We start from the raw sequence: 23576 nt of genomic DNA on the forward strand, positions 1-23576 counted from the left end.
CAAACAAGGATCTTCCATGCGTGTTTTCCTGCTTGTTCTCTGCAGCTTGCTGGCTGCCTGCCAGACCCTGCCACCGCCGCCAGCCTGGCAGAGCCCCGAGGGGCGAAATCGACCGGAACTGGGTGTTATCCGTGACCTGAACACCGGGGAGCAATTGACGCCGGAGCAACTGGTCGAGCGACTCGCTGCACAGCCGCGCGTGCTGGTTGGCGAGCAGCATGACAATCCGGATCACCATGCCCTGCAGCTTTGGTTGCTGCGGGCTCTTGAAACTCGTCGTGAACAGGGCAGCCTGCTGCTGGAGATGCTCGAACCCGAACAGCAGGCCAAGATCGATGCCGTGCGCCGGGGGCCGTTGCCCAGCGATTTGCCTCAGGCGCTGGCCTGGCAGAAGAACTGGAGTTGGGAGCTGTACGGTCCGATTGTCCAGCATGCCCTGATGCAGCCCTATCCGCTGCTGGCGGCAAACCTCGATCGCAGCGAAATCAAGCGCATCTATAAGGATCGCCCGGTCCTGAAAGGCAAGTTATCCACTGCTGATTCCGTACGTGGACCGCTACTGGAGCAGATTCGCGAATCGCACTGCGGCATGCTGCCTGAATCGCAGACGCCGGCGATGCTGGCGGTGCAGCAGCAACGTGACCGCCGCATGGCCGAGAGGCTGCTGGCGGCGCCTGCTCCGGCCATGTTGTTCGCTGGGGCGTTCCATGTGCGCCGCGATCTGGGCGTGCCCCTGCATCTGGCTGACCTGGGCAAGGCTGATGGCAATGCGGTACTGGTCCTCTCCGAGGTGGGTAAGCCAGTGGGGCAGGGCGCTGCCGACTACGTCTGGTACACCGCGGCGCTCCCACCTATCGATCATTGCGCCAACCTGAAGAAGCAGATGGCACCGGCACGCTGAGGCGCGTCGGATAAAAGTCGCGAGCAAAAAAAGACCCGGCAATTTGCCGGGTCGAAAACCGTGATTAGCCTGATGAGGAGATAATCTGAAGAGTCCGACTGCTTGGAATCCCAGCTTACCGGCTGATCTCGCGACCAGTTGCTGTAATAATAACGATTATCATTTCCGTGTCAAGCGTGGATTCCGGGTTTTCTTCGCAAGCTGATTCCTCCCGCTCCAAAAGCAGAAACCCCGGCCTTCGCCGGGGTTTCTGCTATCTGCATCAGTTCCGCTCGGATGACAGCCGAAGTTGGGTGACTTCCTTGTTCAGCAGGTCGATGCGGCGCGCCATGCTCTCGATAAGGCTGTGGGCTATACGCGGATTGCTCTGCATCAGGCTGAGGAACTGCTCCTTGGGAATCACCATCACGGTGCATGCCTCGCTCGCCACTACGGTGGCGCTGCGGCGTTCGCGGGTGAAAACGGCCATGGCGCCGAAGATTTCATCTTTCTGCACGTCGCCTACTTTTTGCCCGTCGACGAAGGCTTCCGCATGGCCTTCGATGATGATGAAGACGTGGTCGGCTTCGTCGCCTTGGTGAATCAGTTCCTCGCCAGCGGAGAAGTGTTGGAAACCGGTCGACGGGCGCACGTCCGGTTGTTTCAGGCGCGCCACGGCATCCGAAAGCAGGGCGGTGTGGCCTACCAGGTACTGGATGAACAGTTCTTGGCGCTTCTCGTTGCCGTAGATGTGCTTGAACACTTCGCTGCGGCTGAACGGCAGCAGGCTGATGGGTTCGTCGCTGTTATAGCGGCAGGATGGCAGATCGATGCCCTGGCGCAGGCCGATAAGGTCGCCCTCCTGGAGATAGAAAAGCGGGCGCTCGTCGACGATGGCGTGGATCAGACCGTTCTCGATCAGGAACAGTTGGTTGCCTGGCATCAGCGGTGAAAGGTCTTCGACCTGGTCCAGTCGCAGTGCGGGGCCGCTGGGTTCAAGCCCGTCGAGCAACTGCCCGGGGATGCTTTGCAGTCTGTTGATCAGCAGGTCGGCGTAGGCCGGTTGCTCCCCGAGTAGGTACATGGCAGTAATTCCTTGAACTGTCTGGAATGGCGTCGCACACGAAGGTCCCTGAAACAATAGGGACCTGTGACCGGCTCGTAAATCTCTCTTGGTGGAGGTTGTGAGCTAGCTCTTGTTGTGGGCGGCCGAAGTATCCAGTTGGTGGTTCAGCTCTGCCTTGTGGCCGGGTGGTAGGTCGTTCCAGTGGATGTCCAGCAGGGCACCCTCGATAGCATAGAGCAGGACCTTGGAGGCCCGGAAACCCCGTGCCCGGACAGCTTTATAGGCACTCACGGCGCCTAGTCTGCGCAAGTCGGAGGCGCTGTGGATGCCGACGGCATGCAGCCACTGTGCTGAAGTCTTGCCCAGATTCTTCATGTGTTGCAGTTCGTCGTTCATCGAGCCTCCTTGCGATGGAATGGCACGAGAGGGGCTATGGATAAGTGTAGCGGCCAATCGCGGGGCGTAGCCTTGTGCTATCGCTCAATCCTCGTGCACTCCCTGCACGGAAAACGATCACTGCTGACGATAGAGTGGGACGCTTTTCCCGGCGCAGGTTTCAAGCGGCTGCTGGGGTACCGGCAGGGGGAAATTGCAGCTGCCGGCTGAGTGCGACCCAGCCGGCAGTATAGAAGCCGCGGCAGATGTTGCCCGGCGTGGAGAGGGTGCGGTCAGACGCCCGGCAGGTGCTGGCGGATGAGCTCCACCAGACCGTCGAGGCTGGCGGCCTGATCGGTATCGATCCGCTTGCTCTGCGCCTGCTCGACGGTATCCAGCGGTTCGCGGCTCAGCAGTTGCGCGCGCACCACGTCCATGGTGGCGTCGGACGGGTCATTGCCCTCGGTCTGGCGCTGTTCCAGCCAAGCTTCGATCACCGCCTCCGGCGCGTGGCAGTGAAGGATCAGGAACGGTGTTCCGGTCTCCTCAGCAACCTGGCGGGCGGCCTTGCGCTGGTCCCGTTTCAGGAAGGTGGCGTCCATTACTACCGGGAAGCCGGCATGCAGGATCGCGCGCGCCAGTTCGTTGAGGCGCTCGTAGGTCGCCTGGCTCGCGTCTGCGTTGTAGATGCCATCCTGCAGCCCTTGCGCACCCGATTGCTGTTCGCCGAACAGGCGCTTGCGTTCGACGTCCGAACGCAGGCGGATAGCGCCCAGGGATTCCACCAGACGCAACGCGACGTGGCTCTTGCCGGAGGCGGACACGCCACTGGTGATGGCCAGGAAGGGCGAGGGGATGGCGCTGTAGCTTTCCGCGAGGCCCGCATAGTTGCGGTACTGGCGAATGGTGGCGGCCTTCTGCACCGCATCGGCCTGGTGCGCCAGGCTGAACAGGGCGATCTTGGCGCGAACCAGTGCGCGGTAGGCCTTGTAGAAGTTGAGCAACTCCAGGCCCTCGTAGTCGCCGCTGTGTTCCAGATACTGGCTGACCAGTCGGCGGGAAAGGGACTTGAGGCCTCGGTCTTCAAGGTCCATGGCGATGAAGCCGATGTCGGCGTAGACGTCGGTGAAGCGGAAGGGTTCGTTGAACTCGATGCAGTCGAAAAGCACGACTTCACCGTTGATCAGCGTGGCGTTGCCCAGGTGGATGTCACCGTGGCACTCGCGAATGAAACCTTCCTGCTTGCGTCGTGCCAGCAGCGGCTTGAGTCGCTCATGGCTGCTCTCGGCCCAGGCTTCGAGCGCATCCAGTTGTTGCAGGTCGGCCTTGTCGCTGAGCAACGGGCGAATCTGCTCGAAGTTCTGCCGGACGGGCATCATCACCGCATCGGCGGTGCCCAGCGGGTGGTCAATGGCCACTTGCGGAGCGCCCTGATGGAAACTGGCGATCTGCCCGGCCAGGGCATCGACGTGGGCAGGGGTCAGTTCGCCGCGGGCCTGCAACGCGCTCAGCAGGTTTTCCTGGGGAAACTGGCGCATCTTCAGCACGTACTCGATGGCCGCGCCGTCTCCATTGATCTGGGGAGCCTCGACGCTGCCGGTGATCGGCAGGACTTCCAGGTAGAGGTCGCGTGTCAGGCGCTGGTTGAGGCGTAGTTCTTCCTCGCAGAAGTGGCGGCGGCGTTCGAGGTCGGTGAAGTCGAGGAAGCCGAAGTTCACAGGCTTCTTCACCTTGTAGACGTAACTACCGGTCAGCAGCACCCAGGAGATGTGCGTCTCGATGACCTGGAACCCGTCCACCGAGTGGGGGTAGAGGGCGGGGTTCTGCAGGGCGGCTATCAGGGACTGGCTCACGGGCGTTCCTTGTTCTGTCGCTGTGGAAGGCCGGCATTATCGCCTCTGTGGGCGGCCCTGCAAACCGTCAGGGCGTGCCTGTTGGCTGTGGACAAAGTGCGTATAATGCGCCGCCATGACTCGTCCCCGATCTCCCAAATCCCGCTCTAAACGCCGTTCCAGCGGCCTTCGCCCCTGGTTGGGCTGGGCCGTCAAACTGGGCCTGGTAGGCCTGGTAGTGCTGGCCGGTTTCGCCATCTATCTCGACGCCGTGGTGCAGGAGAAATTCTCCGGCAAGCGCTGGACAGTGCCGGCGAAGGTCTATGCCCGTCCGCTGGAACTGTTCGTCGGGCTGAAGTTGTCCAAGGACGATTTCCTGAAGGAACTCGACGCCCTGGGCTACCGACGCGAGAGCGTGTCCAACGGCCCGGGTGCCGCTTCGGTGTCCGGCAATGCCGTGGACCTCAACACCCGTGGCTTCCAGTTCTATGAAGGTGCCGAGCCGGCGCAGCGGGTACGCGTGCGTTTTTCCGGCGACTATGTGGCTGGCCTGACTCAGGCAAGTGGCGCCGACCTTGCGGTGACTCGCCTGGAGCCGCTGCTGATCGGCGGGCTGTATCCCGCCCATCATGAAGACCGTGTACTGATCAAGCTGGATCAGGTGCCGGCCTATATGGTGGAAACCCTGGTAGCGACGGAGGATCGTGAGTTCTTCAATCACCACGGTGTTTCCCTCAAGTCCATCGCCCGAGCCTTCTGGATCAATGCCACCGCCGGTGAGTTGCGTCAGGGCGGCAGTACGCTGACCCAGCAGTTGGTGAAGAACTTCTACCTGACCAGCGAGCGCAGCATTTCGCGCAAGGCCACCGAGGCCATGATGGCGGTGCTGCTGGAGCTGCACTACGACAAGCGCGAAATCCTGGAGGCCTACCTCAACGAGGTGTTCCTTGGCCAGGATGGTCAGCGCGCCATTCACGGTTTTGGCCTCGCCAGCCAGTATTTCTTCAGTCAGCCCCTGGCTGAATTGAAAGTGCATCAGATCGCTCTGCTTGTGGGGATGGTCAAGGGTCCTTCCTATTACAACCCCCGTCGCTTCCCGGAACGTGCACTGGAGCGTCGTAATCTGGTGATCGACTTGCTTGCCGAACAGGGCGTGATCACGCCAGCGGAAGCCGTCGCAGCCAAGGAGAAGCCGCTGGGTGTATCCAAGCGCGGCAGTCTGGCCGACAGCTCCTACCCGGCTTTCCTCGACTTGGTGAAGCGCCAGCTGCGCGAGGATTACCGAGAAGAGGACCTGACAGAGGAAGGTCTGCGCATTTTCACCAGCTTCGACCCTATTCTGCAGTCCAAGGCAGAAACCTCGCTGGACGAGACCCTCAAGCGTCTGGCTGGGCGCAAGGGCGTAGATCAGGTTGAGTCGGCCATGGTCGTGAGCAATCCCGAAACTGGTGAAATCCAGGCGCTGATCGGTAGCCGTCAACCTCGCTTCGCCGGATTCAATCGCGCCGTGGATGCAGTACGCCCCATCGGCTCGTTGATCAAGCCAGCTGTCTACCTCACAGCACTTGAGCGTCCGAGTCAGTACACTCTGACCAGTTGGGTCGCTGACGAGCCCTTCTCGGTGAAGGGACAAGATGGCCAGGTTTGGCGTCCACAGAACTATGATCGCCGCGCCCACGGGACCATTTACCTGTACCAGGGGCTGGCCAACTCCTACAACTTGTCGACCGCCAAGCTGGGCTTGGAACTGGGCGTTCCCAATGTGCTCAAAACCCTTGAGAGGCTTGGCGTTTCGCGCGAGTGGCCGGCTTATCCCTCGATGTTGCTCGGCGCAGGTGCGTTGAGCCCGATGGAAGTGGCGACCATGTACCAGACGCTGGCCAATGGTGGTTTCAATACGCCGTTGCGGGCGATTCGTAGCGTGCTGACCTCCGAAGGCGAGCCGCTCAAGCGTTACCCCTTCCAGATCCAGCAACGCTTCGATCCGGGCGCCATCTATCTGGTGCAGAATGCGATGCAGCGGGTCATGCGCGAAGGTACTGCCCGCTCGGTTTATAGCCAGTTGCCGTCGTCCTTGACCCTGGCTGGCAAAACGGGCACGACGAACGACTCGCGTGACAGCTGGTTTGCAGGCTTCAGTCAGGACCTCCTGGCGGTGGTCTGGCTGGGACGCGATGATAACGGCAAGACGCCGTTGACCGGCGCCACAGGTGCGTTGCAGGTATGGACCAGCTTCATGCGCAAGGCAGACCCGCTGCCCCTGGACATGCCGATGCCGGATAACGTGACACAGGCGTGGATTGATCCGCACAGCGGCCAGGGTTCTGACCCGAGCTGCCCCGGTGCAGTCCAGATGCCGTACATTCGTGGCAGCGAACCCGCCCCAGGCGCGCCTTGCGGCCTTGGAGCACCCGTGGACTCGGTAATGGACTGGGTTCGCGGTTGGATGCAATGAACCGAGAGGATGAAACGTGAGTAAAGCCTGGATTCCCGCCCTTGCGGCAGCCGCCTTGCTGGCTGGTTGTTCTACCCCGCAGCGAGGCGCCATTCCCGTGGTCGACTCCGGTGCGCCCCTGTCCGAGCTGGAACAGGGGACCTCCAATCGCGGCGGCTACAATCAGGCATCCGCAGCGCCGCGCAGCATCCCCGAAGACTCCGGTGTGGTTGTGATGGTACCGGGTGCCAGCTCCGGTGCGCCCATCGCCGCTCCGGCATCCAGCGCGCCCATCAGCGGCAGTATCACCAGCGGTGGGATCACCCCTGGTCCCATGGTCGGCGGACCAGTTGCCACTGCACCTGGCGCGTCCGGCGCACCGGGCTATGGCTCAACCAATTACAGCTCGCCCAGCTACAGCACCCAGGCACCCGCCGCTCCGACCGGTATCCCGAGCAGCGCAGGCGGTCTGTCGGCCGACGAGCAGCTCGACGGCCCAGTGCTGGCGCTGCTGACCACTGCCCAGCAGCAACAGGGCGGCGGCGACCTCAATGGCGCCGCTGCTAGCCTGGAGCGTGCGCAGCGTATCGCTCCCCGCGAGCCGCAGGTGCTTTACCGATTGGCCGAAGTGCGCCTTGCGCAGGGCGATGCCGCCCAGGCCGAGCAGTTCGCTCGTCGTGCACTGACCTACGCCAATGGTCGTCCGGCCTTGCAGGCCAGCTTGTGGGATTTGATCGCACGTTCCCGTGATCGCCAAGGCGACCCGTCCGGTGCCGCGCTTGCGCGTGACAAGGCAAAGGTCAATCTCTGATGGATCCGCGTTGCGTTGACCTGGCTGATCAGCTCCTGCTCATCGAGCGGGAGCTGCGTGCGCTGGGCTGGTGGGTCGAGACGCCGCCCAGTGCGGAAGCACTTGCCAGCCAGACACCGTTCTGTGTCGATACCCTGGCGTTTGAGCAGTGGCTTCAGTGGATCTTCCTGCCGCGCATGAAGGTCATTCTCGAGAATGGCCTGGAGTTGCCGCACGCATCCGGGATCCGCGTCATGGCGGAAGAGGTTTACCGGGAGCGGCTCGTCGAAGTCGGCAGGCTGCTCGACGCCCTGGGGGCGTTCGACCGGTTGATTGGTGGGACGAACTGAGGCGTTGCCTCAGTTGCAGTTCTCGCCGATTGCCTTCTCGGCTTCCTTGATGCGGGACTGACGCTCTTCTTCGGTCAGCCGCTGAACTTCCCCATTGACCTCTGCGCGAAGGCGCGGGTTGTTTTGTAGTTGTGCCAGGTTGGTACGTATGGTGTCGCAGTACTTGCGACGTTCCGCTTCCTGGGTTGCGACTTCTGCCTTCACTTTCTCATCAATGGCCTTCTGATCGCCTACCGGCGCGCTCTCGGGAAGTGGCGCCTGCGGCTGGGCGTTTTCGCTATCGAAGCGCGGCAGGGCGGGGCGCGGCTTCGGCACCGAGGTGTTGACGCTGGTGGCCTGCTGGCCTTCGGGCGGCTGCGCGCCGAAGTGGGTGATGCCCTGAGCGTCGACCCATTTATAGACCTGGCCGGCCGTGGCGGACGTGCTCACTGCCAGCAGCAGGCTGCCGGCGAGAATCATGCGGTGCATGCGGTTTCCTTCTGGTGGCGGAGAATCCTCCGCTAACTATAACCAAAGCCGTGGGTCTTGATCCTGCGTCGCGTCACAGCAATCCATGCAAGATTCCGTAACGGATTACTTGACTTGTACGGTGGTAATCCGAAGAATCCAAGGTTCGCTGTTCCAGTGGGCCGGCCGCAAGTCGGAAGCTGTAGCAGTCGATGAGGTGCATACCCGCGCCGACCTGTTTCACCCGCAACGCGTTACCTCGCGCTGGGTGGGAAAGCCCCGCAACAACTCTCAGGGGCCGACCCGATGCTTGTTCAGTCAGTAGCTGACGTAGTCGGCGACCACCAGTCGCTCACGCGCTGATTGCAGGCAAACCTAATCAGGCCGTCCGGTCGCGGGCGGTTATCTGGCGTTCTAGAGGTGATAAACGTGGAGCTTTTATCTGGCGCTGAAATGGTCGTCCGCTCGCTGCGTGACGAAGGCGTTAAGTACATTTACGGGTACCCGGGCGGTGCCCTCCTGCACATCTACGATGCCCTGTTCAAAGAAAATGAAGTGACCCATATCCTGGTCCGTCATGAACAGGCTGCTACCCATATGGCTGACGGCTATGCCCGCGCCACCGGCAAACCCGGTGTGGTGCTGGTGACCTCCGGCCCAGGTGCGACCAACGCCGTCACCGGTATCGCCACCGCTTACATGGACTCCATTCCGATGGTGATCCTGTCTGGCCAGGTGCCGAGCAACATGGTCGGCACCGATGCCTTCCAGGAAACCGACATGGTCGGTATTTCCCGCCCGATTGTGAAGCACAGCTTCATCATCAAGCATCCCTCGGAAATCCCTGAGGTGATCAAGAAGGCCTTCTACATCGCGCAATCCGGCCGTCCTGGGCCTGTGGTCGTCGACATTCCGAAGGACATGGGCGATCCGACCCAGAAGTTCGAATACAGCTACCCGAAGAAGGTCAAGCTGCGCTCCTACAGCCCTGCTGTTCGTGGTCACTCCGGCCAGATCCGTAAGGCTGCGGAGATGCTGCTGGCGGCGAAGCGCCCGATCCTCTACGCAGGCGGTGGCGTGATCATGGGCAACGCATCCGAGCAGCTCACCGAACTGGCCAAGATGCTCAACCTGCCGGTTACCAACACCCTGATGGGGCTGGGTGCCTTCCCGGGAACCGATCGCCAGTTCGTTGGCATGCTTGGCATGCACGGCAGCTACACCGCCAACCTGGCGATGCATCACTCTGATGTGATCCTGGCCGTCGGCGCGCGCTTCGATGACCGCGTAATCAACGGCGCAGCCAAGTTCTGCCCGAACGCCAAGATCATCCATATCGACATCGACCCGGCTTCGATCTCCAAGACCATCAAGGCCGACATCCCGATCGTGGGGCCGGTAGACAGCGTGCTGTCCGAGATGGTTGCCATCCTCAAGGAGATCGGCGAAACCCCGAACAAGGAAACGGTCGCTGCATGGTGGAAGCAGGTTGATGAGTGGCGTGCTGGTGGTGACCTGTTCCCCTACGACAAGGGCGACGGCAGCATCATCAAGCCGCAGAGTGTGATCGAGACCCTCTGGGAAGTGACCAAGGGCGACGCCTATGTCACCTCCGACGTGGGTCAGCACCAGATGTTCGCGGCACAGTACTACCGCTTCAACAAGCCCAATCGCTGGATCAACTCTGGCGGCCTGGGCACCATGGGCTTCGGTTTCCCGGCGGCCATGGGTATCAAGCTGAGCTTCCCGGAAACCGACGTCGCTTGCGTAACGGGCGAGGGCAGTATCCAGATGAACATCCAGGAGCTGTCCACCTGCCTGCAGTACGACCTGCCGGTGAAGATCATCAACCTCAACAACGGTGCGCTGGGTATGGTCCGCCAATGGCAGGACATGCAGTACAACAGCCGTTACTCGCACTCCTACATGGAATCGCTGCCTGACTTCGTCAAGCTGGCCGAGGCTTATGGCCATGTCGGCATTCGCGTGACTGATCCGAAGGATCTGAAGGCGAAGATGGAAGAAGCGTTCTCGCTGAAGAACCGTCTGGTGTTCCTTGATATCCAGGTCGATTCCAGCGAGCACGTCTACCCGATGCAGATTCGGGATGGCGCCATGCGCGACATGTGGCTGAGCAAGACGGAGCGGACCTGAACATGCGACATATCATTTCCCTGCTGCTTGAGAACGAGCCGGGCGCTCTGTCCCGCGTGGTCGGCCTCTTCTCCCAGCGCAACTACAACATCGAAAGCCTGACGGTTGCTCCGACCGAGGACCCGACCCTGTCGCGTCTGACCCTGACCACCATCGGCCACGATGAGGTGATCGAGCAGATCACGAAGAACCTCAACAAGCTGATTGAAGTGGTCAAGCTGGTAAACCTGTCGGAAAGTGCTCACATCGAGCGCGAGCTGATGCTGGTCAAGGTCAAGGCCACCGGTGCCCAGCGCGCCGAGGTCAAGCGCACTACCGATATCTTCCGCGGTCAGATCGTCGACGTGACTTCCAGCGTCTACACGATTCAGCTGGCGGGCACCAGCGACAAGCTGGACAGCTTCATCCAGGCCATCGGTACCAGTTCGATCCTGGAAACCGTGCGCAGTGGCGTCACCGGGATTTCCCGTGGCGACAAAGTGCTGACTATCTGATCGCAGTCATGAAAAGCCCCGCCTTGTGCGGGGTTTTTTATTGCCCGGATTTTACTGGCGGCGATTCCAGAAGGCTGCGATCAGCGGGTCCTTGAGGCGTTTTTCCAGGGCGAACAGGCCGATGTCGTAGGCGGCCAATGGCGGCTGGATATCGTAGATGCGGATGCGTGCGGTCAGTGGGCTGTTGTCGAGCACAATCTGCGGAACCACGCCGATGCCGAATCCCAGGCTCACCATGCTGACGATGGCCTCATTGCCGCTCACCTGGGCATAGATGCGCGGCTTGATGCCGTGGTTTTTCAGCCAACGGTCGGTCCGGGTCCTGGCCAGGCCTTCTTCCGAGAGAATCATCGGCACGTCCTTCCAGCTTTGCGCCGTGGGCTGCCTCAGTTGTTCTTCTGTCAGCAGTTGAGGTGACTGTGGCCCGATGAAGCGCAGCTCCGAACGGGTAATCGACTGGAAGTCGACGCCGGCTGGCAGGTTGTCGGGTCGGGCACCGATGGCGAGATCCTCCAGCCCTTGTTGCACCCGCTCGACAGCCTTTGCGGGGTCGCCGGTGTGCAGTTTCATTTCGATGCGGGGGTAGTCCTGGCGGAAGCTGCTCAGGATGTCATAGAGAAAGCTGTAGCTCGCCGTCACCGAGCAATACAGGGAGAGTTCGCCGTGAAGGTCCAATTGGTCCTGCATGAGTCGTTGGCGGATGGCATGCCAACCGCTCATGACCTCGCTCGCGTATTCGCGGAACTGCCGCCCCTCGCGGGTCAGCTGGACTGAGCGGCTGTCGCGCACGAACAATGGTGCGCCGAGTTCGTCCTCGAGTTGCTTGATGCTGCGACTGAGTGCGGAGGGGCTGACATGCTGCTCGCGGCTGGTTTTGCCGAAGTGCAGGTTGTCTGCCAGCGAAAGAAAGAGCCTGAGGGATTGGCTGTCCATGAGCATTTCATCTGTCGGCACATTGCGTTGCGAATATATCATTTTACGCAATGGATCAGATCGCTTAATGTGCCCTTGTCGCGGTGCGCGCACCCCATCCCTTTCGTTATAAAAGAGTCAGGAACATGAAAGTTTATTACGACAAAGACTGTGACCTCTCGATCATCCAAGGCAAGAAAGTTGCCATCATCGGTTACGGTTCCCAGGGTCACGCCCACGCGTGCAACCTGAAAGATTCCGGTGTGGACGTGACTGTTGGTCTGCGTTCTGGCTCCGCCACCGTTGCCAAGGCCCAGGCCCACGGCCTGACCGTCAAGAGCGTGCCGGAAGCCGTTGCCGCGGCTGACCTGGTAATGATCCTGACCCCGGACGAATTCCAATCCAAACTGTACAAGGAAGAGGTTGAGCCGAACCTGAAGAAGGGTGCGACCCTGGCCTTCGCTCACGGCTTCGCCATCCACTACAACCAAGTCGTACCGCGCGCTGACCTCGACGTGATCATGATTGCGCCGAAGGCTCCGGGCCACACCGTTCGCTCTGAGTTCGTCAAGGGCGGTGGCATCCCTGATCTGGTCGCGATCTACCAGGACGCTTCCGGCAACGCCAAGAACGTCGCCCTGTCCTACGCTTGCGGCGTGGGCGGTGGTCGTACCGGCATCATCGAAACCACCTTCAAGGACGAGACCGAAACCGACCTGTTCGGTGAGCAGGCTGTTCTTTGCGGTGGCTGCGTAGAGCTGGTGAAAGCCGGTTTCGAAACTCTGGTCGAAGCTGGCTACGCGCCCGAAATGGCCTACTTCGAGTGCCTGCACGAGCTGAAGCTGATCGTCGACCTGATGTACGAAGGCGGCATCGCCAACATGAACTACTCGATCTCCAACAACGCCGAGTACGGTGAGTACGTAACCGGTCCGGAGGTCATCAACGCCGAATCCCGTCAGGCCATGCGCAACGCTCTGAAGCGAATCCAGGACGGCGAGTACGCCAAGATGTTCATCCAGGAAGGTGCGTCGAACTACGCTTCGATGACCGCCTACCGCCGCAACAACGCTGCTCACCCGATCGAGCAGGTTGGCGAGCGTCTGCGTGCGATGATGCCGTGGATCTCTGCTAACAAGATCGTCGACAAGACCAAGAACTAAGGTCTGATGCGATCATGAAGAACGCGGCCTTGGCCGCGTTCTTTCGTTATGGCGGCACGGTTCTGGTATAAAGCCTGTCTGCCGGGCGACGCATCATATGGGTCGCCCACCACATATCGTATTCGTTGCAAGGATGTTGTTCATGAGTGAACGTCCCGAAGAGCCGAATCAGCCCCTCGAAGACGACAGCCTGCTGCCCATCGATGAACATGTCGAGGAAGGGCAGGACGCTGAGGGTCGTAAAGTTAGGCATCGCGGCATTTACCTGTTGCCCAACTTGTTTACCACCGCGAACCTGTTCGCCGGCTTCTATTCCATCATCAATGCCATGAGCGGCAATTTCTCGGTGGCCGCCGCCACTATCTTCGTTGCCATGGTGCTGGACAGTCTCGATGGACGGGTTGCTCGTCTGACCAATACTCAGAGCGCCTTCGGGGCCGAGTACGACTCGCTGTCGGACATGGTCGCATTCGGTGTCGCTCCCGCGCTGCTGGCATTTGAGTGGGCACTGAGCGGTTTGGGTAGTGTGGGCCTGACCGTGGCCTTCATCTATGTTGCCGGTGCGGCTTTGCGCTTGGCTCGCTTCAATACCCAGATCGGCAAGGTGGACAAGCGATTCTTCATCGGCCTCGCCAGCCCTGCTGCAGCTGGGGTGGTGGCTGGTACCGTCTGGGCTTTCAGCGATTTCGGCATCAAGGGTTCGAACATGTCGTTCATCGTTGCCCTGCTGGTTGCCCTCGCAGGCATGCTGATGGTGAGCAATATCAAGTTCTACAGTTTCAAGGACCTGGACCTGAAAGGTCGCGTACCCTTCGTGGCCATCCTGATTGTTGTACTGGCCTTTGCAGTCGTCTTCAGCGACCCGCCGCGCATTCTCCTGCTAATCTTCTTGGCTTACGCCGCATCTGGTCCGGTGCAATACTTGCTCCAGCTGCGTCGTCGCAAGCAGGTCGAGTGATGTAATTTCTTCGCGGCTCCGCAGTCCATTGGGCATCCCAGCCCGAATTGCGGAGCCGCCATGCTGATCCAGATCCCCCCTTCCTCCGCGTGCCCCGAGCACGAAGTCACTCCTGAGTCCATCTACCTCTCCCGACGTAAGTTGATTGCCGCTGCCGGTGGCTTGGCCGCAATGGCTGCATTGCCAGGTCATGCATTGGCGGCGTCGACCTATCCTGATGTTGAAGCTGCCCAAGGGCCTGCCTGGTTTAGCGAAAAGTTAGCGGGCACGTATTGGCAGGCGGTGATGCCGGGGAATGAGTCGATTACTCCCTTTCAAGATGCGACCCACTACAACAACTTCTACGAGTTCGGGACCAACAAGGGCGATCCGGCGCGCTACGCCGGTAAGATGCTGGTTGAACCGTGGACGGTGCGTATAGATGGCGAAGTGGCTAAACCGGGTACTTACTCGATAGAGGATCTGGTGAAGCCCCACGGACTGGAAGAGCGCATCTATCGGCTGCGATGCGTGGAGGCTTGGTCCATGGTGATTCCATGGCTGGGTTTCCCCTTGGCGGATTTGCTGAAGCGAGTCGAACCTACCGGGAATGCCAAATACGTCAGTTTCGAAACCCGGCTGGCACCGGATGAGATGGCTGGGGTGCGCTCGGGGTTCTCCCTGATCGACTGGCCGTACGTGGAGGGATTGCGGCTGGACGAGGCAATGCATCCGCTGACCATCCTTGCGGTGGGCATGTACGGTCGGGTCCTGCCTAATCAGAACGGAGCACCGCTTCGGTTGGTGGTGCCCTGGAAGTACGGCTTCAAGGGTATCAAGTCGATCGTGCGGATCAGTCTCGTCAGCGAGCAACCGCCAACTACATGGCAATCTATCGCCCCCGAGGAATATGGCTTCTATTCGAACGTCAATCCTGAGGTGGACCATCCTCGCTGGAGTCAGGCCCATGAGCGACGACTTCCTAGTGGGCTGTTCAGTCCAAACATAGTGCCGACGCGAATGTTCAACGGCTATGACGAGGTGGCCAGCCTCTACGCCGGGCTGGATCTGAGGAAGTACTACTGATGCGATTCAGACTTTGGCGATCGTTCGTCTTCCTGATAGCGCCGATCCCGGTCGGTTTGTGGCTCTATCAGGCCTGGATATTTGCCCTGGGCCCGGACCCGGGGAAAGTACTGGTCGATCGCCTAGGGTTGGCGGCGCTTTGGTTGCTGCTCTTGACCCTGTCCATGACGCCCCTGCAAAAACTGAGCGGCTGGGGCGGGTGGATCGCAGTTCGCCGCCAGTTGGGGCTCTGGTGCTTTACCTATGTGGTGCTGCACATCACTGGTTATGCCGTATTCCTGCTTGGTCTGGACTTGCAGCAACTCCTGATCGATCTGGGTAAGCGTCCTTATATATTCGTGGGCGCCTTGGGGTTCAGTGGTCTGCTCGTCCTGGCGGTAACCTCCAACCGTTTCAGTATTCGGCGCCTTGGCAAGCGCTGGAAGCAATTGCACCGGCTGGCTTACGCCATCCTGGCTATAGCGCTGCTGCATATGCTCTGGGTTGTTCGTGCCGACATGGCCGAATGGGCTGGCTACGCAATTGCTGGTACTTCGTTGATGCTGTTGAGGCTCCCGCTGGTAGTGCGTTTTCTGCCTAGGGTGTTCGCGTCTTTCAGGCGGAATGACAAAAAGGTTTCAGAAAGGTGTTGACGGCAGATTCTGCATCCCTATAATGCGCACCTCTCCCAGCGAAGAAGCAGCAGAAATGCTTGAAAATCAAGCGCTTAGCTGTAGTTTGACGCGGGGAGAGGTGATCGGCAGGCGGTGGTAGTGCTTGTCGCTTCGGTCTTCCGAGAGGTCGGCCAGAAGATGATCGCCGAGGTGTTGACAGCGACTTTCAACGCTGTAGAATGCGCCTCCCGCTGACGAGAAGAGTGAATCGGATCGAAAGCGCAAGCGGTTGAGTAGAAAAGAGATTTTCGAAAAACAGCTTGACAGTAAGAAAGGCTGCTGTAGAATGCGCGGCCTCGGTTGAGACGAAAGACTTGATCGAAACGCTCTTTAACAACTGAATCAAGCAATTCGTGTGGGTGCTTGTGAGGTAAGACTGATAGTCAACTGATTATCAGCATCACAAGTAACACTCGTGAATTCGAGAGTTTATTTGCGATTGCTGAGCCAAGTTTAGGGTTTTCTCAAAACCCAAGCAGTATTGAACTGAAGAGTTTGATCATGGCTCAGATTGAACGCTGGCGGCAGGCCTAACACATGCAAGTCGAGCGGCAGCGGGTCCTTCGGGATGCCGGCGAGCGGCGGACGGGTGAGTAATGCCTAGGAATCTGCCTGGTAGTGGGGGATAACGTTCGGAAACGGACGCTAATACCGCATACGTCCTACGGGAGAAAGTGGGGGATCTTCGGACCTCACGCTATCAGATGAGCCTAGGTCGGATTAGCTAGTTGGTGGGGTAATGGCTCACCAAGGCGACGATCCGTAACTGGTCTGAGAGGATGATCAGTCACACTGGAACTGAGACACGGTCCAGACTCCTACGGGAGGCAGCAGTGGGGAATATTGGACAATGGGCGAAAGCCTGATCCAGCCATGCCGCGTGTGTGAAGAAGGTCTTCGGATTGTAAAGCACTTTAAGTTGGGAGGAAGGGCAGCTAGTTAATACCTGGTTGTTTTGACGTTACCAACAGAATAAGCACCGGCTAACTTCGTGCCAGCAGCCGCGGTAATACGAAGGGTGCAAGCGTTAATCGGAATTACTGGGCGTAAAGCGCGCGTAGGTGGTTCAGCAAGTTGGAGGTGAAATCCCCGGGCTCAACCTGGGAACTGCCTCCAAAACTACTGAGCTAGAGTACGGTAGAGGGTAGTGGAATTTCCTGTGTAGCGGTGAAATGCGTAGATATAGGAAGGAACACCAGTGGCGAAGGCGACTACCTGGACTGATACTGACACTGAGGTGCGAAAGCGTGGGGAGCAAACAGGATTAGATACCCTGGTAGTCCACGCCGTAAACGATGTCGACTAGCCGTTGGGATCCTTGAGATCTTAGTGGCGAAGCTAACGCGATAAGTCGACCGCCTGGGGAGTACGGCCGCAAGGTTAAAACTCAAATGAATTGACGGGGGCCCGCACAAGCGGTGGAGCATGTGGTTTAATTCGAAGCAACGCGAAGAACCTTACCTGGCCTTGACATGCTGAGAACTTTCCAGAGATGGATTGGTGCCTTCGGGAACTCAGACACAGGTGCTGCATGGCTGTCGTCAGCTCGTGTCGTGAGATGTTGGGTTAAGTCCCGTAACGAGCGCAACCCTTGTCCTTAGTTACCAGCACGTTATGGTGGGCACTCTAAGGAGACTGCCGGTGACAAACCGGAGGAAGGTGGGGATGACGTCAAGTCATCATGGCCCTTACGGCCAGGGCTACACACGTGCTACAATGGTCGGTACAAAGGGTTGCCAAGCCGCGAGGTGGAGCTAATCCCATAAAACCGATCGTAGTCCGGATCGCAGTCTGCAACTCGACTGCGTGAAGTCGGAATCGCTAGTAATCGTGAATCAGAATGTCACGGTGAATACGTTCCCGGGCCTTGTACACACCGCCCGTCACACCATGGGAGTGGGTTGCTCCAGAAGTAGCTAGTCTAACCGCAAGGGGGACGGTTACCACGGAGTGATTCATGACTGGGGTGAAGTCGTAACAAGGTAGCCGTAGGGGAACCTGCGGCTGGATCACCTCCTTAATCGAAGACTTCAGCTTCTTCATAAGTTCCCACACGAATTGCTTGATTCAATTGCGAAGGCGATTGGGTCTGTAGCTCAGTTGGTTAGAGCGCACCCCTGATAAGGGTGAGGTCGGCAGTTCGAATCTGCCCAGACCCACCAATTGTCGCGGGGTCGTATGACCGGTTGACATTGGGGCCATAGCTCAGCTGGGAGAGCGCCTGCTTTGCACGCAGGAGGTCAGGAGTTCGATCCTCCTTGGCTCCACCATCTCCAGGCTGACCAAGAGTCCAGAATTGAATATCCCGGGTGGGATATTGAATTCTGAACTTTGCTTCAGAATCGTTCTTTAAAAATTCGGGTATGTGATAGAAGTGACTTGTTGAGTGTTTCACTGCACTCAATAATTCAAGGTAAAATTTGCGAGTTCAAGCGCGAATTTTCGGCGAATGTCGTCTTCACCCCTATGATCACGAGCAGATTGCTTGGGGTTATATGGTCAAGTGAAGAAGCGCATACGGTGGATGCCTTGGCAGTCAGAGGCGATGAAAGACGTGGTAGCCTGCGATAAGCTTCGGGGAGTCGGCAAACAGACTTTGATCCGGAGATCTCTGAATGGGGGAACCCACCTAGGATAACCTAGGTATCTTGTACTGAATCCATAGGTGCAAGAGGCGAACCAGGGGAACTGAAACATCTAAGTACCCTGAGGAACAGAAATCAACCGAGATTCCCTTAGTAGTGGCGAGCGAACGGGGATTAGCCCTTAAGCTTCTTGGATTTTAGCGGAACGCTCTGGAAAGTGCGGCCATAGTGGGTGATAGCCCCGTACGCGAAAGGGTCCAGGAAGTGAAATCGAGTAGGACGGAGCACGTGAAACTTTGTCTGAATATGGGGGGACCATCCTCCAAGGCTAAATACTACTGACTGACCGATAGTGAACCAGTACCGTGAGGGAAAGGCGAAAAGAACCCCGGAGAGGGGAGTGAAATAGAACCTGAAACCGTATGCGTACAAGCAGTGGGAGCCTACTTTGTTAGGTGACTGCGTACCTTTTGTATAATGGGTCAGCGACTTATATTCAGTGGCGAGCTTAACCGAATAGGGGAGGCGTAGCGAAAGCGAGTCTTAATAGGGCGTTTAGTCGCTGGGTATAGACCCGAAACCGGGCGATCTATCCATGGGCAGGTTGAAGGTTAGGTAACACTGACTGGAGGACCGAACCGACTACCGTTGAAAAGTTAGCGGATGACCTGTGGATCGGAGTGAAAGGCTAATCAAGCTCGGAGATAGCTGGTTCTCCTCGAAAGCTATTTAGGTAGCGCCTCACGTATCACTCCAGGGGGTAGAGCACTGTTTCGGCTAGGGGGTCATCCCGACTTACCAAACCGATGCAAACTCCGAATACCTGGAAGTGTCAGCGTGGGAGACACACGGCGGGTGCTAACGTCCGTCGTGAAAAGGGAAACAACCCAGACCGTCAGCTAAGGTCCCAAAGTTCTAGTTAAGTGGGAAACGATGTGGGAAGGCTTAGACAGCTAGGAGGTTGGCTTAGAAGCAGCCACCCTTTAAAGAAAGCGTAATAGCTCACTAGTCGAGTCGGCCTGCGCGGAAGATGTAACGGGGCTCAAACTAGACACCGAAGCTACGGGTTCGTCGTAAGACGAGCGGTAGAGGAGCGTTCTGTAAGCCTGTGAAGGTGAGTTGAGAAGCTTGCTGGAGGTATCAGAAGTGCGAATGCTGACATGAGTAACGACAATGCGAGTGAAAAACTCGCACGCCGAAAGACCAAGGGTTCCTGCGCAACGTTAATCGACGCAGGGTGAGTCGGCCCCTAAGGCGAGGCAGAAATGCGTAGTCGATGGGAAACGGGTTAATATTCCCGTACTTCTAGTTATTGCGATGGGGGACGGAGAAGGCTAGGCCAGCTTGGCGTTGGTTGTCCAAGTTTAAGGTGGTAGGCCGAACACTTAGGCAAATCCGGGTGTTCAAGGCCGAGAGCTGATGACGAGTGTTCTTTTAGAACACGAAGTGGTTGATGCCATGCTTCCAGGAAAAGCCTCTAAGCTTCAGATAACTAGGAACCGTACCCCAAACCGACACAGGTGGTTGGGTAGAGAATACCAAGGCGCTTGAGAGAACTCGGGTGAAGGAACTAGGCAAAATGGCACCGTAACTTCGGGAGAAGGTGCGCCGGTGAGGGTGAAGCATTTACTGCGTAAGCCCATGCCGGTCGAAGATACCAGGCCGCTGCGACTGTTTATTAAAAACACAGCACTCTGCAAACACGAAAGTGGACGTATAGGGTGTGACGCCTGCCCGGTGCCGGAAGGTTAATTGATGGGGTTAGCGCAAGCGAAGCTCTTGATCGAAGCCCGGTAAACGGCGGCCGTAACTATAACGGTCCTAAGGTAGCGAAATTCCTTGTCGGGTAAGTTCCGACCTGCACGAATGGCGTAACGATGGCGGCGCTGTCTCCACCCGAGACTCAGTGAAATTGAAATCGCTGTGAAGATGCAGTGTATCCGCGGCTAGACGGAAAGACCCCGTGAACCTTTACTGTAGCTTTGCACTGGACTTTGAGCCTGCTTGTGTAGGATAGGTGGGAGGCTTTGAAGCGAGGACGCCAGTTCTCGTGGAGCCATCCTTGAAATACCACCCTGGCATGCTTGAGGTTCTAACTCTGGTCCGTCATCCGGATCGAGGACAGTGTATGGTGGGCAGTTTGACTGGGGCGGTCTCCTCCTAAAGAGTAACGGAGGAGTACGAAGGTGCGCTCAGACCGGTCGGAAATCGGTCGCAGAGTATAAAGGCAAAAGCGCGCTTGACTGCGAGACAGACACGTCGAGCAGGTACGAAAGTAGGTCTTAGTGATCCGGTGGTTCTGTATGGAAGGGCCATCGCTCAACGGATAAAAGGTACTCCGGGGATAACAGGCTGATACCGCCCAAGAGTTCATATCGACGGCGGTGTTTGGCACCTCGATGTCGGCTCATCACATCCTGGGGCTGAAGCCGGTCCCAAGGGTATGGCTGTTCGCCATTTAAAGTGGTACGCGAGCTGGGTTTAGAACGTCGTGAGACAGTTCGGTCCCTATCTGCCGTGGACGTTTGAGATTTGAGAGGGGCTGCTCCTAGTACGAGAGGACCGGAGTGGACGAACCTCTGGTGTTCCGGTTGTCACGCCAGTGGCATTGCCGGGTAGCTATGTTCGGAAGAGATAACCGCTGAAAGCATCTAAGCGGGAAACTCGCCTCAAGATGAGATCTCACTGGGATCTTGAATCCCCTAAAGGGCCGTCGAAGACTACGACGTTGATAGGTTGGGTGTGTAAGCGCTGTGAGGCGTTGAGCTAACCAATACTAATTGCCCGTGAGGCTTGACCATATAACACCCAAACAATCTGGTGATTGTGGGTGCGACTGGTTGAAGTCGACAGACCGAAAATTGGCCTGAACCGCAAAAACAGACTGTCACATACCTGATTCGGGATCGCGTCGCAGACGAGATCCCAACCGAATTGCTTGACGACCATAGAGCGTTGGAACCACCTGATCCCATCCCGAACTCAGCAGTGAAACGACGCATCGCCGATGGTAGTGTGGAGCTTCTCCATGTGAGAGTAGGTCATCGTCAAGCTTCTATCCCAAAGCCCCGATATGCCTTGTGCATATCGGGGCTTTGCCTATTAGTGAAAGCCCTCGAAATGTAGGCTTCGCAGTTACCCTGGTGGTACTGCTGGGTTGAATCCCTGGTGGAATCAGCTCGAGTTTGCAAGCGGTTGAGTAGAAAAGAGATTTTCGAAAAACAGCTTGACAGTAAGAAAGGCTGCTGTAGAATGCGCGGCCTCGGTTGAGACGAAAGACTTGATCGAAACGCTCTTTAACAACTGAATCAAGCAATTCGTGTGGGTGCTTGTGAGGTAAGACTGATAGTCAACTGATTATCAGCATCACAAGTAACACTCGTGAATTCGAGAGTTTATTTGCGATTGCTGAGCCAAGTTTAGGGTTTTCTCAAAACCCAAGCAGTATTGAACTGAAGAGTTTGATCATGGCTCAGATTGAACGCTGGCGGCAGGCCTAACACATGCAAGTCGAGCGGCAGCGGGTCCTTCGGGATGCCGGCGAGCGGCGGACGGGTGAGTAATGCCTAGGAATCTGCCTGGTAGTGGGGGATAACGTTCGGAAACGGACGCTAATACCGCATACGTCCTACGGGAGAAAGTGGGGGATCTTCGGACCTCACGCTATCAGATGAGCCTAGGTCGGATTAGCTAGTTGGTGGGGTAATGGCTCACCAAGGCGACGATCCGTAACTGGTCTGAGAGGATGATCAGTCACACTGGAACTGAGACACGGTCCAGACTCCTACGGGAGGCAGCAGTGGGGAATATTGGACAATGGGCGAAAGCCTGATCCAGCCATGCCGCGTGTGTGAAGAAGGTCTTCGGATTGTAAAGCACTTTAAGTTGGGAGGAAGGGCAGCTAGTTAATACCTGGTTGTTTTGACGTTACCAACAGAATAAGCACCGGCTAACTTCGTGCCAGCAGCCGCGGTAATACGAAGGGTGCAAGCGTTAATCGGAATTACTGGGCGTAAAGCGCGCGTAGGTGGTTCAGCAAGTTGGAGGTGAAATCCCGGGCTCAACCTGGGAACTGCCTCCAAAACTACTGAGCTAGAGTACGGTAGAGGGTAGTGGAATTTCCTGTGTAGCGGTGAAATGCGTAGATATAGGAAGGAACACCAGTGGCGAAGGCGACTACCTGGACTGATACTGACACTGAGGTGCGAAAGCGTGGGGAGCAAACAGGATTAGATACCCTGGTAGTCCACGCCGTAAACGATGTCGACTAGCCGTTGGGATCCTTGAGATCTTAGTGGCGAAGCTAACGCGATAAGTCGACCGCCTGGGGAGTACGGCCGCAAGGTTAAAACTCAAATGAATTGACGGGGGCCCGCACAAGCGGTGGAGCATGTGGTTTAATTCGAAGCAACGCGAAGAACCTTACCTGGCCTTGACATGCTGAGAACTTTCCAGAGATGGATTGGTGCCTTCGGGAACTCAGACACAGGTGCTGCATGGCTGTCGTCAGCTCGTGTCGTGAGATGTTGGGTTAAGTCCCGTAACGAGCGCAACCCTTGTCCTTAGTTACCAGCACGTTATGGTGGGCACTCTAAGGAGACTGCCGGTGACAAACCGGAGGAAGGTGGGGATGACGTCAAGTCATCATGGCCCTTACGGCCAGGGCTACACACGTGCTACAATGGTCGGTACAAAGGGTTGCCAAGCCGCGAGGTGGAGCTAATCCCATAAAACCGATCGTAGTCCGGATCGCAGTCTGCAACTCGACTGCGTGAAGTCGGAATCGCTAGTAATCGTGAATCAGAATGTCACGGTGAATACGTTCCCGGGCCTTGTACACACCGCCCGTCACACCATGGGAGTGGGTTGCTCCAGAAGTAGCTAGTCTAACCGCAAGGGGGACGGTTACCACGGAGTGATTCATGACTGGGGTGAAGTCGTAACAAGGTAGCCGTAGGGGAACCTGCGGCTGGATCACCTCCTTAATCGAAGACTTCAGCTTCTTCATAAGTTCCCACACGAATTGCTTGATTCAATTGCGAAGGCGATTGGGTCTGTAGCTCAGTTGGTTAGAGCGCACCCCTGATAAGGGTGAGGTCGGCAGTTCGAATCTGCCCAGACCCACCAATTGTCGCGGGGTCGTATGACCGGTTGACATTGGGGCCATAGCTCAGCTGGGAGAGCGCCTGCTTTGCACGCAGGAGGTCAGGAGTTCGATCCTCCTTGGCTCCACCATCTCCAGGCTGACCAAGAGTCCAGAATTAAATATCCCGGGTGGGATATTGAATTCTGAACTTTGCTTCAGAATCGTTCTTTAAAAATTCGGGTATGTGATAGAAGTGACTTGTTGAGTGTTTCACTGCACTCAATAATTCAAGGTAAAATTTGCGAGTTCAAGCGCGAATTTTCGGCGAATGT

The 23576-nt window shown here is 57.7% G+C and carries 15 protein-coding genes, 4 tRNA genes and 4 rRNA genes; 18 read left to right on the forward strand and 5 right to left on the reverse strand.

Features of this window, described 5'->3' with window-relative positions; all coding sequences use genetic code 11:
• The first annotated feature begins 16 nt into the window (after positions 1 to 16).
• Positions 17 to 901 carry a ChaN family lipoprotein gene (locus D6Z43_RS24215; RefSeq protein ID WP_120654546.1) on the forward strand — a complete coding sequence of 295 codons (885 nt, stop codon included), beginning with the start codon at positions 17 to 19 and terminating at the stop codon, positions 899 to 901.
• Positions 902 to 1163: 262 nt separating this feature from the next.
• Here D6Z43_RS24215 and D6Z43_RS24220 read toward each other — a convergent pair whose 3' ends face one another.
• The 3 genes from D6Z43_RS24220 to D6Z43_RS24230 all read right to left on the reverse strand — a co-directional run bounded on the left by D6Z43_RS24220 (position 1164) and on the right by D6Z43_RS24230 (position 4174).
• Positions 1164 to 1964: a Crp/Fnr family transcriptional regulator gene (locus tag D6Z43_RS24220; protein WP_120654547.1), complete on the reverse strand. Its 801-nt coding sequence runs from the start codon at positions 1962 to 1964 to the stop codon at positions 1164 to 1166.
• Between the two features lie 105 nt (positions 1965 to 2069).
• Complete coding sequence (locus tag D6Z43_RS24225; protein WP_120654548.1) at positions 2070 to 2342, reverse strand: TfoX/Sxy family protein; 273 nt, start codon at positions 2340 to 2342, stop codon at positions 2070 to 2072.
• A gap of 272 nt (positions 2343 to 2614) precedes the next feature.
• Positions 2615 to 4174 (reverse strand): AAA family ATPase, encoded by a 1560-nt coding sequence (locus D6Z43_RS24230; protein ID WP_120654549.1) that lies wholly within the window; start codon positions 4172 to 4174, stop codon positions 2615 to 2617.
• Positions 4175 to 4289: 115 nt separating this feature from the next.
• Between D6Z43_RS24230 and mrcB the strand changes: the two genes are divergently transcribed.
• From mrcB to D6Z43_RS24245, 3 genes are read left to right on the forward strand one after another with little or no spacing between them, the layout of a single operon-like run.
• Complete coding sequence (mrcB, locus tag D6Z43_RS24235) at positions 4290 to 6608, forward strand: penicillin-binding protein 1B (protein ID WP_120654550.1); 2319 nt, start codon at positions 4290 to 4292, stop codon at positions 6606 to 6608.
• A gap of 16 nt (positions 6609 to 6624) precedes the next feature.
• Positions 6625 to 7398 (forward strand): M48 family metallopeptidase, encoded by a 774-nt coding sequence (locus tag D6Z43_RS24240; protein ID WP_120654551.1) that lies wholly within the window; start codon positions 6625 to 6627, stop codon positions 7396 to 7398.
• The gene (locus D6Z43_RS24245) at positions 7398 to 7727 is read left to right on the forward strand and encodes a YqcC family protein (protein WP_120654552.1); all 330 of its coding nucleotides are present in this window, start codon (positions 7398 to 7400) and stop codon (positions 7725 to 7727) included. The genes D6Z43_RS24240 and D6Z43_RS24245 overlap by 1 nt, the downstream gene beginning before the upstream one ends.
• A 9-nt stretch (positions 7728 to 7736) precedes the next feature.
• On the opposite strand, the gene D6Z43_RS24250 is transcribed toward D6Z43_RS24245, so the two are convergent.
• Positions 7737 to 8195, reverse strand: coding sequence for a DUF4124 domain-containing protein (locus D6Z43_RS24250; protein ID WP_120654553.1), 459 nt, complete (start codon positions 8193 to 8195; stop codon positions 7737 to 7739).
• Positions 8196 to 8603: 408 nt separating this feature from the next.
• On the opposite strand from D6Z43_RS24250, the gene D6Z43_RS24255 reads away from it, so the two are divergent.
• Together D6Z43_RS24255 and ilvN are read left to right on the forward strand one after the other, a co-directional pair.
• Positions 8604 to 10328, forward strand: coding sequence for an acetolactate synthase 3 large subunit (locus D6Z43_RS24255; RefSeq protein ID WP_120654554.1), 1725 nt, complete (start codon positions 8604 to 8606; stop codon positions 10326 to 10328).
• A gap of 2 nt (positions 10329 to 10330) precedes the next feature.
• Positions 10331 to 10822 (forward strand): acetolactate synthase small subunit, encoded by a 492-nt coding sequence (gene ilvN, locus D6Z43_RS24260; protein ID WP_028630051.1) that lies wholly within the window; start codon positions 10331 to 10333, stop codon positions 10820 to 10822.
• Between the two features lie 51 nt (positions 10823 to 10873).
• Here the strand turns inward: ilvN and ilvY are convergent, their stop codons facing one another.
• Positions 10874 to 11755, reverse strand: coding sequence for an HTH-type transcriptional activator IlvY (ilvY, locus tag D6Z43_RS24265; protein ID WP_120654555.1), 882 nt, complete (start codon positions 11753 to 11755; stop codon positions 10874 to 10876).
• Between the two features lie 83 nt (positions 11756 to 11838).
• Between ilvY and ilvC the strand changes: the two genes are divergently transcribed.
• The 12 genes from ilvC (at position 11839) to D6Z43_RS24330 (ending at position 23393) form a co-directional block, all read left to right on the forward strand.
• Complete coding sequence (gene ilvC / locus D6Z43_RS24270) at positions 11839 to 12897, forward strand: ketol-acid reductoisomerase (RefSeq protein ID WP_256660915.1); 1059 nt, start codon at positions 11839 to 11841, stop codon at positions 12895 to 12897.
• Positions 12898 to 13039: 142 nt separating this feature from the next.
• Positions 13040 to 13855, forward strand: coding sequence for a CDP-diacylglycerol--serine O-phosphatidyltransferase (gene pssA, locus D6Z43_RS24275; protein WP_120654557.1), 816 nt, complete (start codon positions 13040 to 13042; stop codon positions 13853 to 13855).
• Positions 13856 to 13915: 60 nt separating this feature from the next.
• The gene (gene msrP, locus D6Z43_RS24280; RefSeq protein WP_120654558.1) at positions 13916 to 14920 is read left to right on the forward strand and encodes a protein-methionine-sulfoxide reductase catalytic subunit MsrP; all 1005 of its coding nucleotides are present in this window, start codon (positions 13916 to 13918) and stop codon (positions 14918 to 14920) included.
• Positions 14920 to 15552 carry a protein-methionine-sulfoxide reductase heme-binding subunit MsrQ gene (gene msrQ, locus D6Z43_RS24285; RefSeq protein WP_120654559.1) on the forward strand — a complete coding sequence of 211 codons (633 nt, stop codon included), beginning with the start codon at positions 14920 to 14922 and terminating at the stop codon, positions 15550 to 15552. The genes msrP and msrQ overlap by 1 nt, the downstream gene beginning before the upstream one ends.
• Before the next feature lie 504 nt (positions 15553 to 16056).
• Positions 16057 to 17593 (forward strand): 16S ribosomal RNA (locus tag D6Z43_RS24295).
• A gap of 65 nt (positions 17594 to 17658) precedes the next feature.
• A tRNA-Ile gene (locus tag D6Z43_RS24300) sits at positions 17659 to 17735 on the forward strand.
• 32 nt (positions 17736 to 17767) lie between these two features.
• Positions 17768 to 17843: transfer RNA gene (locus D6Z43_RS24305), tRNA-Ala, on the forward strand.
• A 227-nt stretch (positions 17844 to 18070) separates the two neighbouring features.
• Positions 18071 to 20959 (forward strand): 23S ribosomal RNA (locus D6Z43_RS24310).
• 136 nt (positions 20960 to 21095) lie between these two features.
• Positions 21096 to 21211: ribosomal RNA gene (rrf, locus tag D6Z43_RS24315) — 5S ribosomal RNA — on the forward strand.
• A 396-nt stretch (positions 21212 to 21607) separates the two neighbouring features.
• Positions 21608 to 23143, forward strand: a 16S ribosomal RNA gene (locus D6Z43_RS24320).
• The 16S, 23S and 5S rRNA genes sit together here with 4 tRNA genes alongside, the layout of an rRNA operon.
• Before the next feature lie 65 nt (positions 23144 to 23208).
• Positions 23209 to 23285: transfer RNA gene (locus D6Z43_RS24325), tRNA-Ile, on the forward strand.
• A 32-nt stretch (positions 23286 to 23317) separates the two neighbouring features.
• Positions 23318 to 23393: transfer RNA gene (locus D6Z43_RS24330), tRNA-Ala, on the forward strand.
• Positions 23394 to 23576: the final 183 nt, after the last annotated feature.

This window comes from Pseudomonas sp. DY-1 (genome assembly GCF_003626975.1).
Classification (GTDB): Bacteria; Pseudomonadota; Gammaproteobacteria; order Pseudomonadales; family Pseudomonadaceae; genus Metapseudomonas.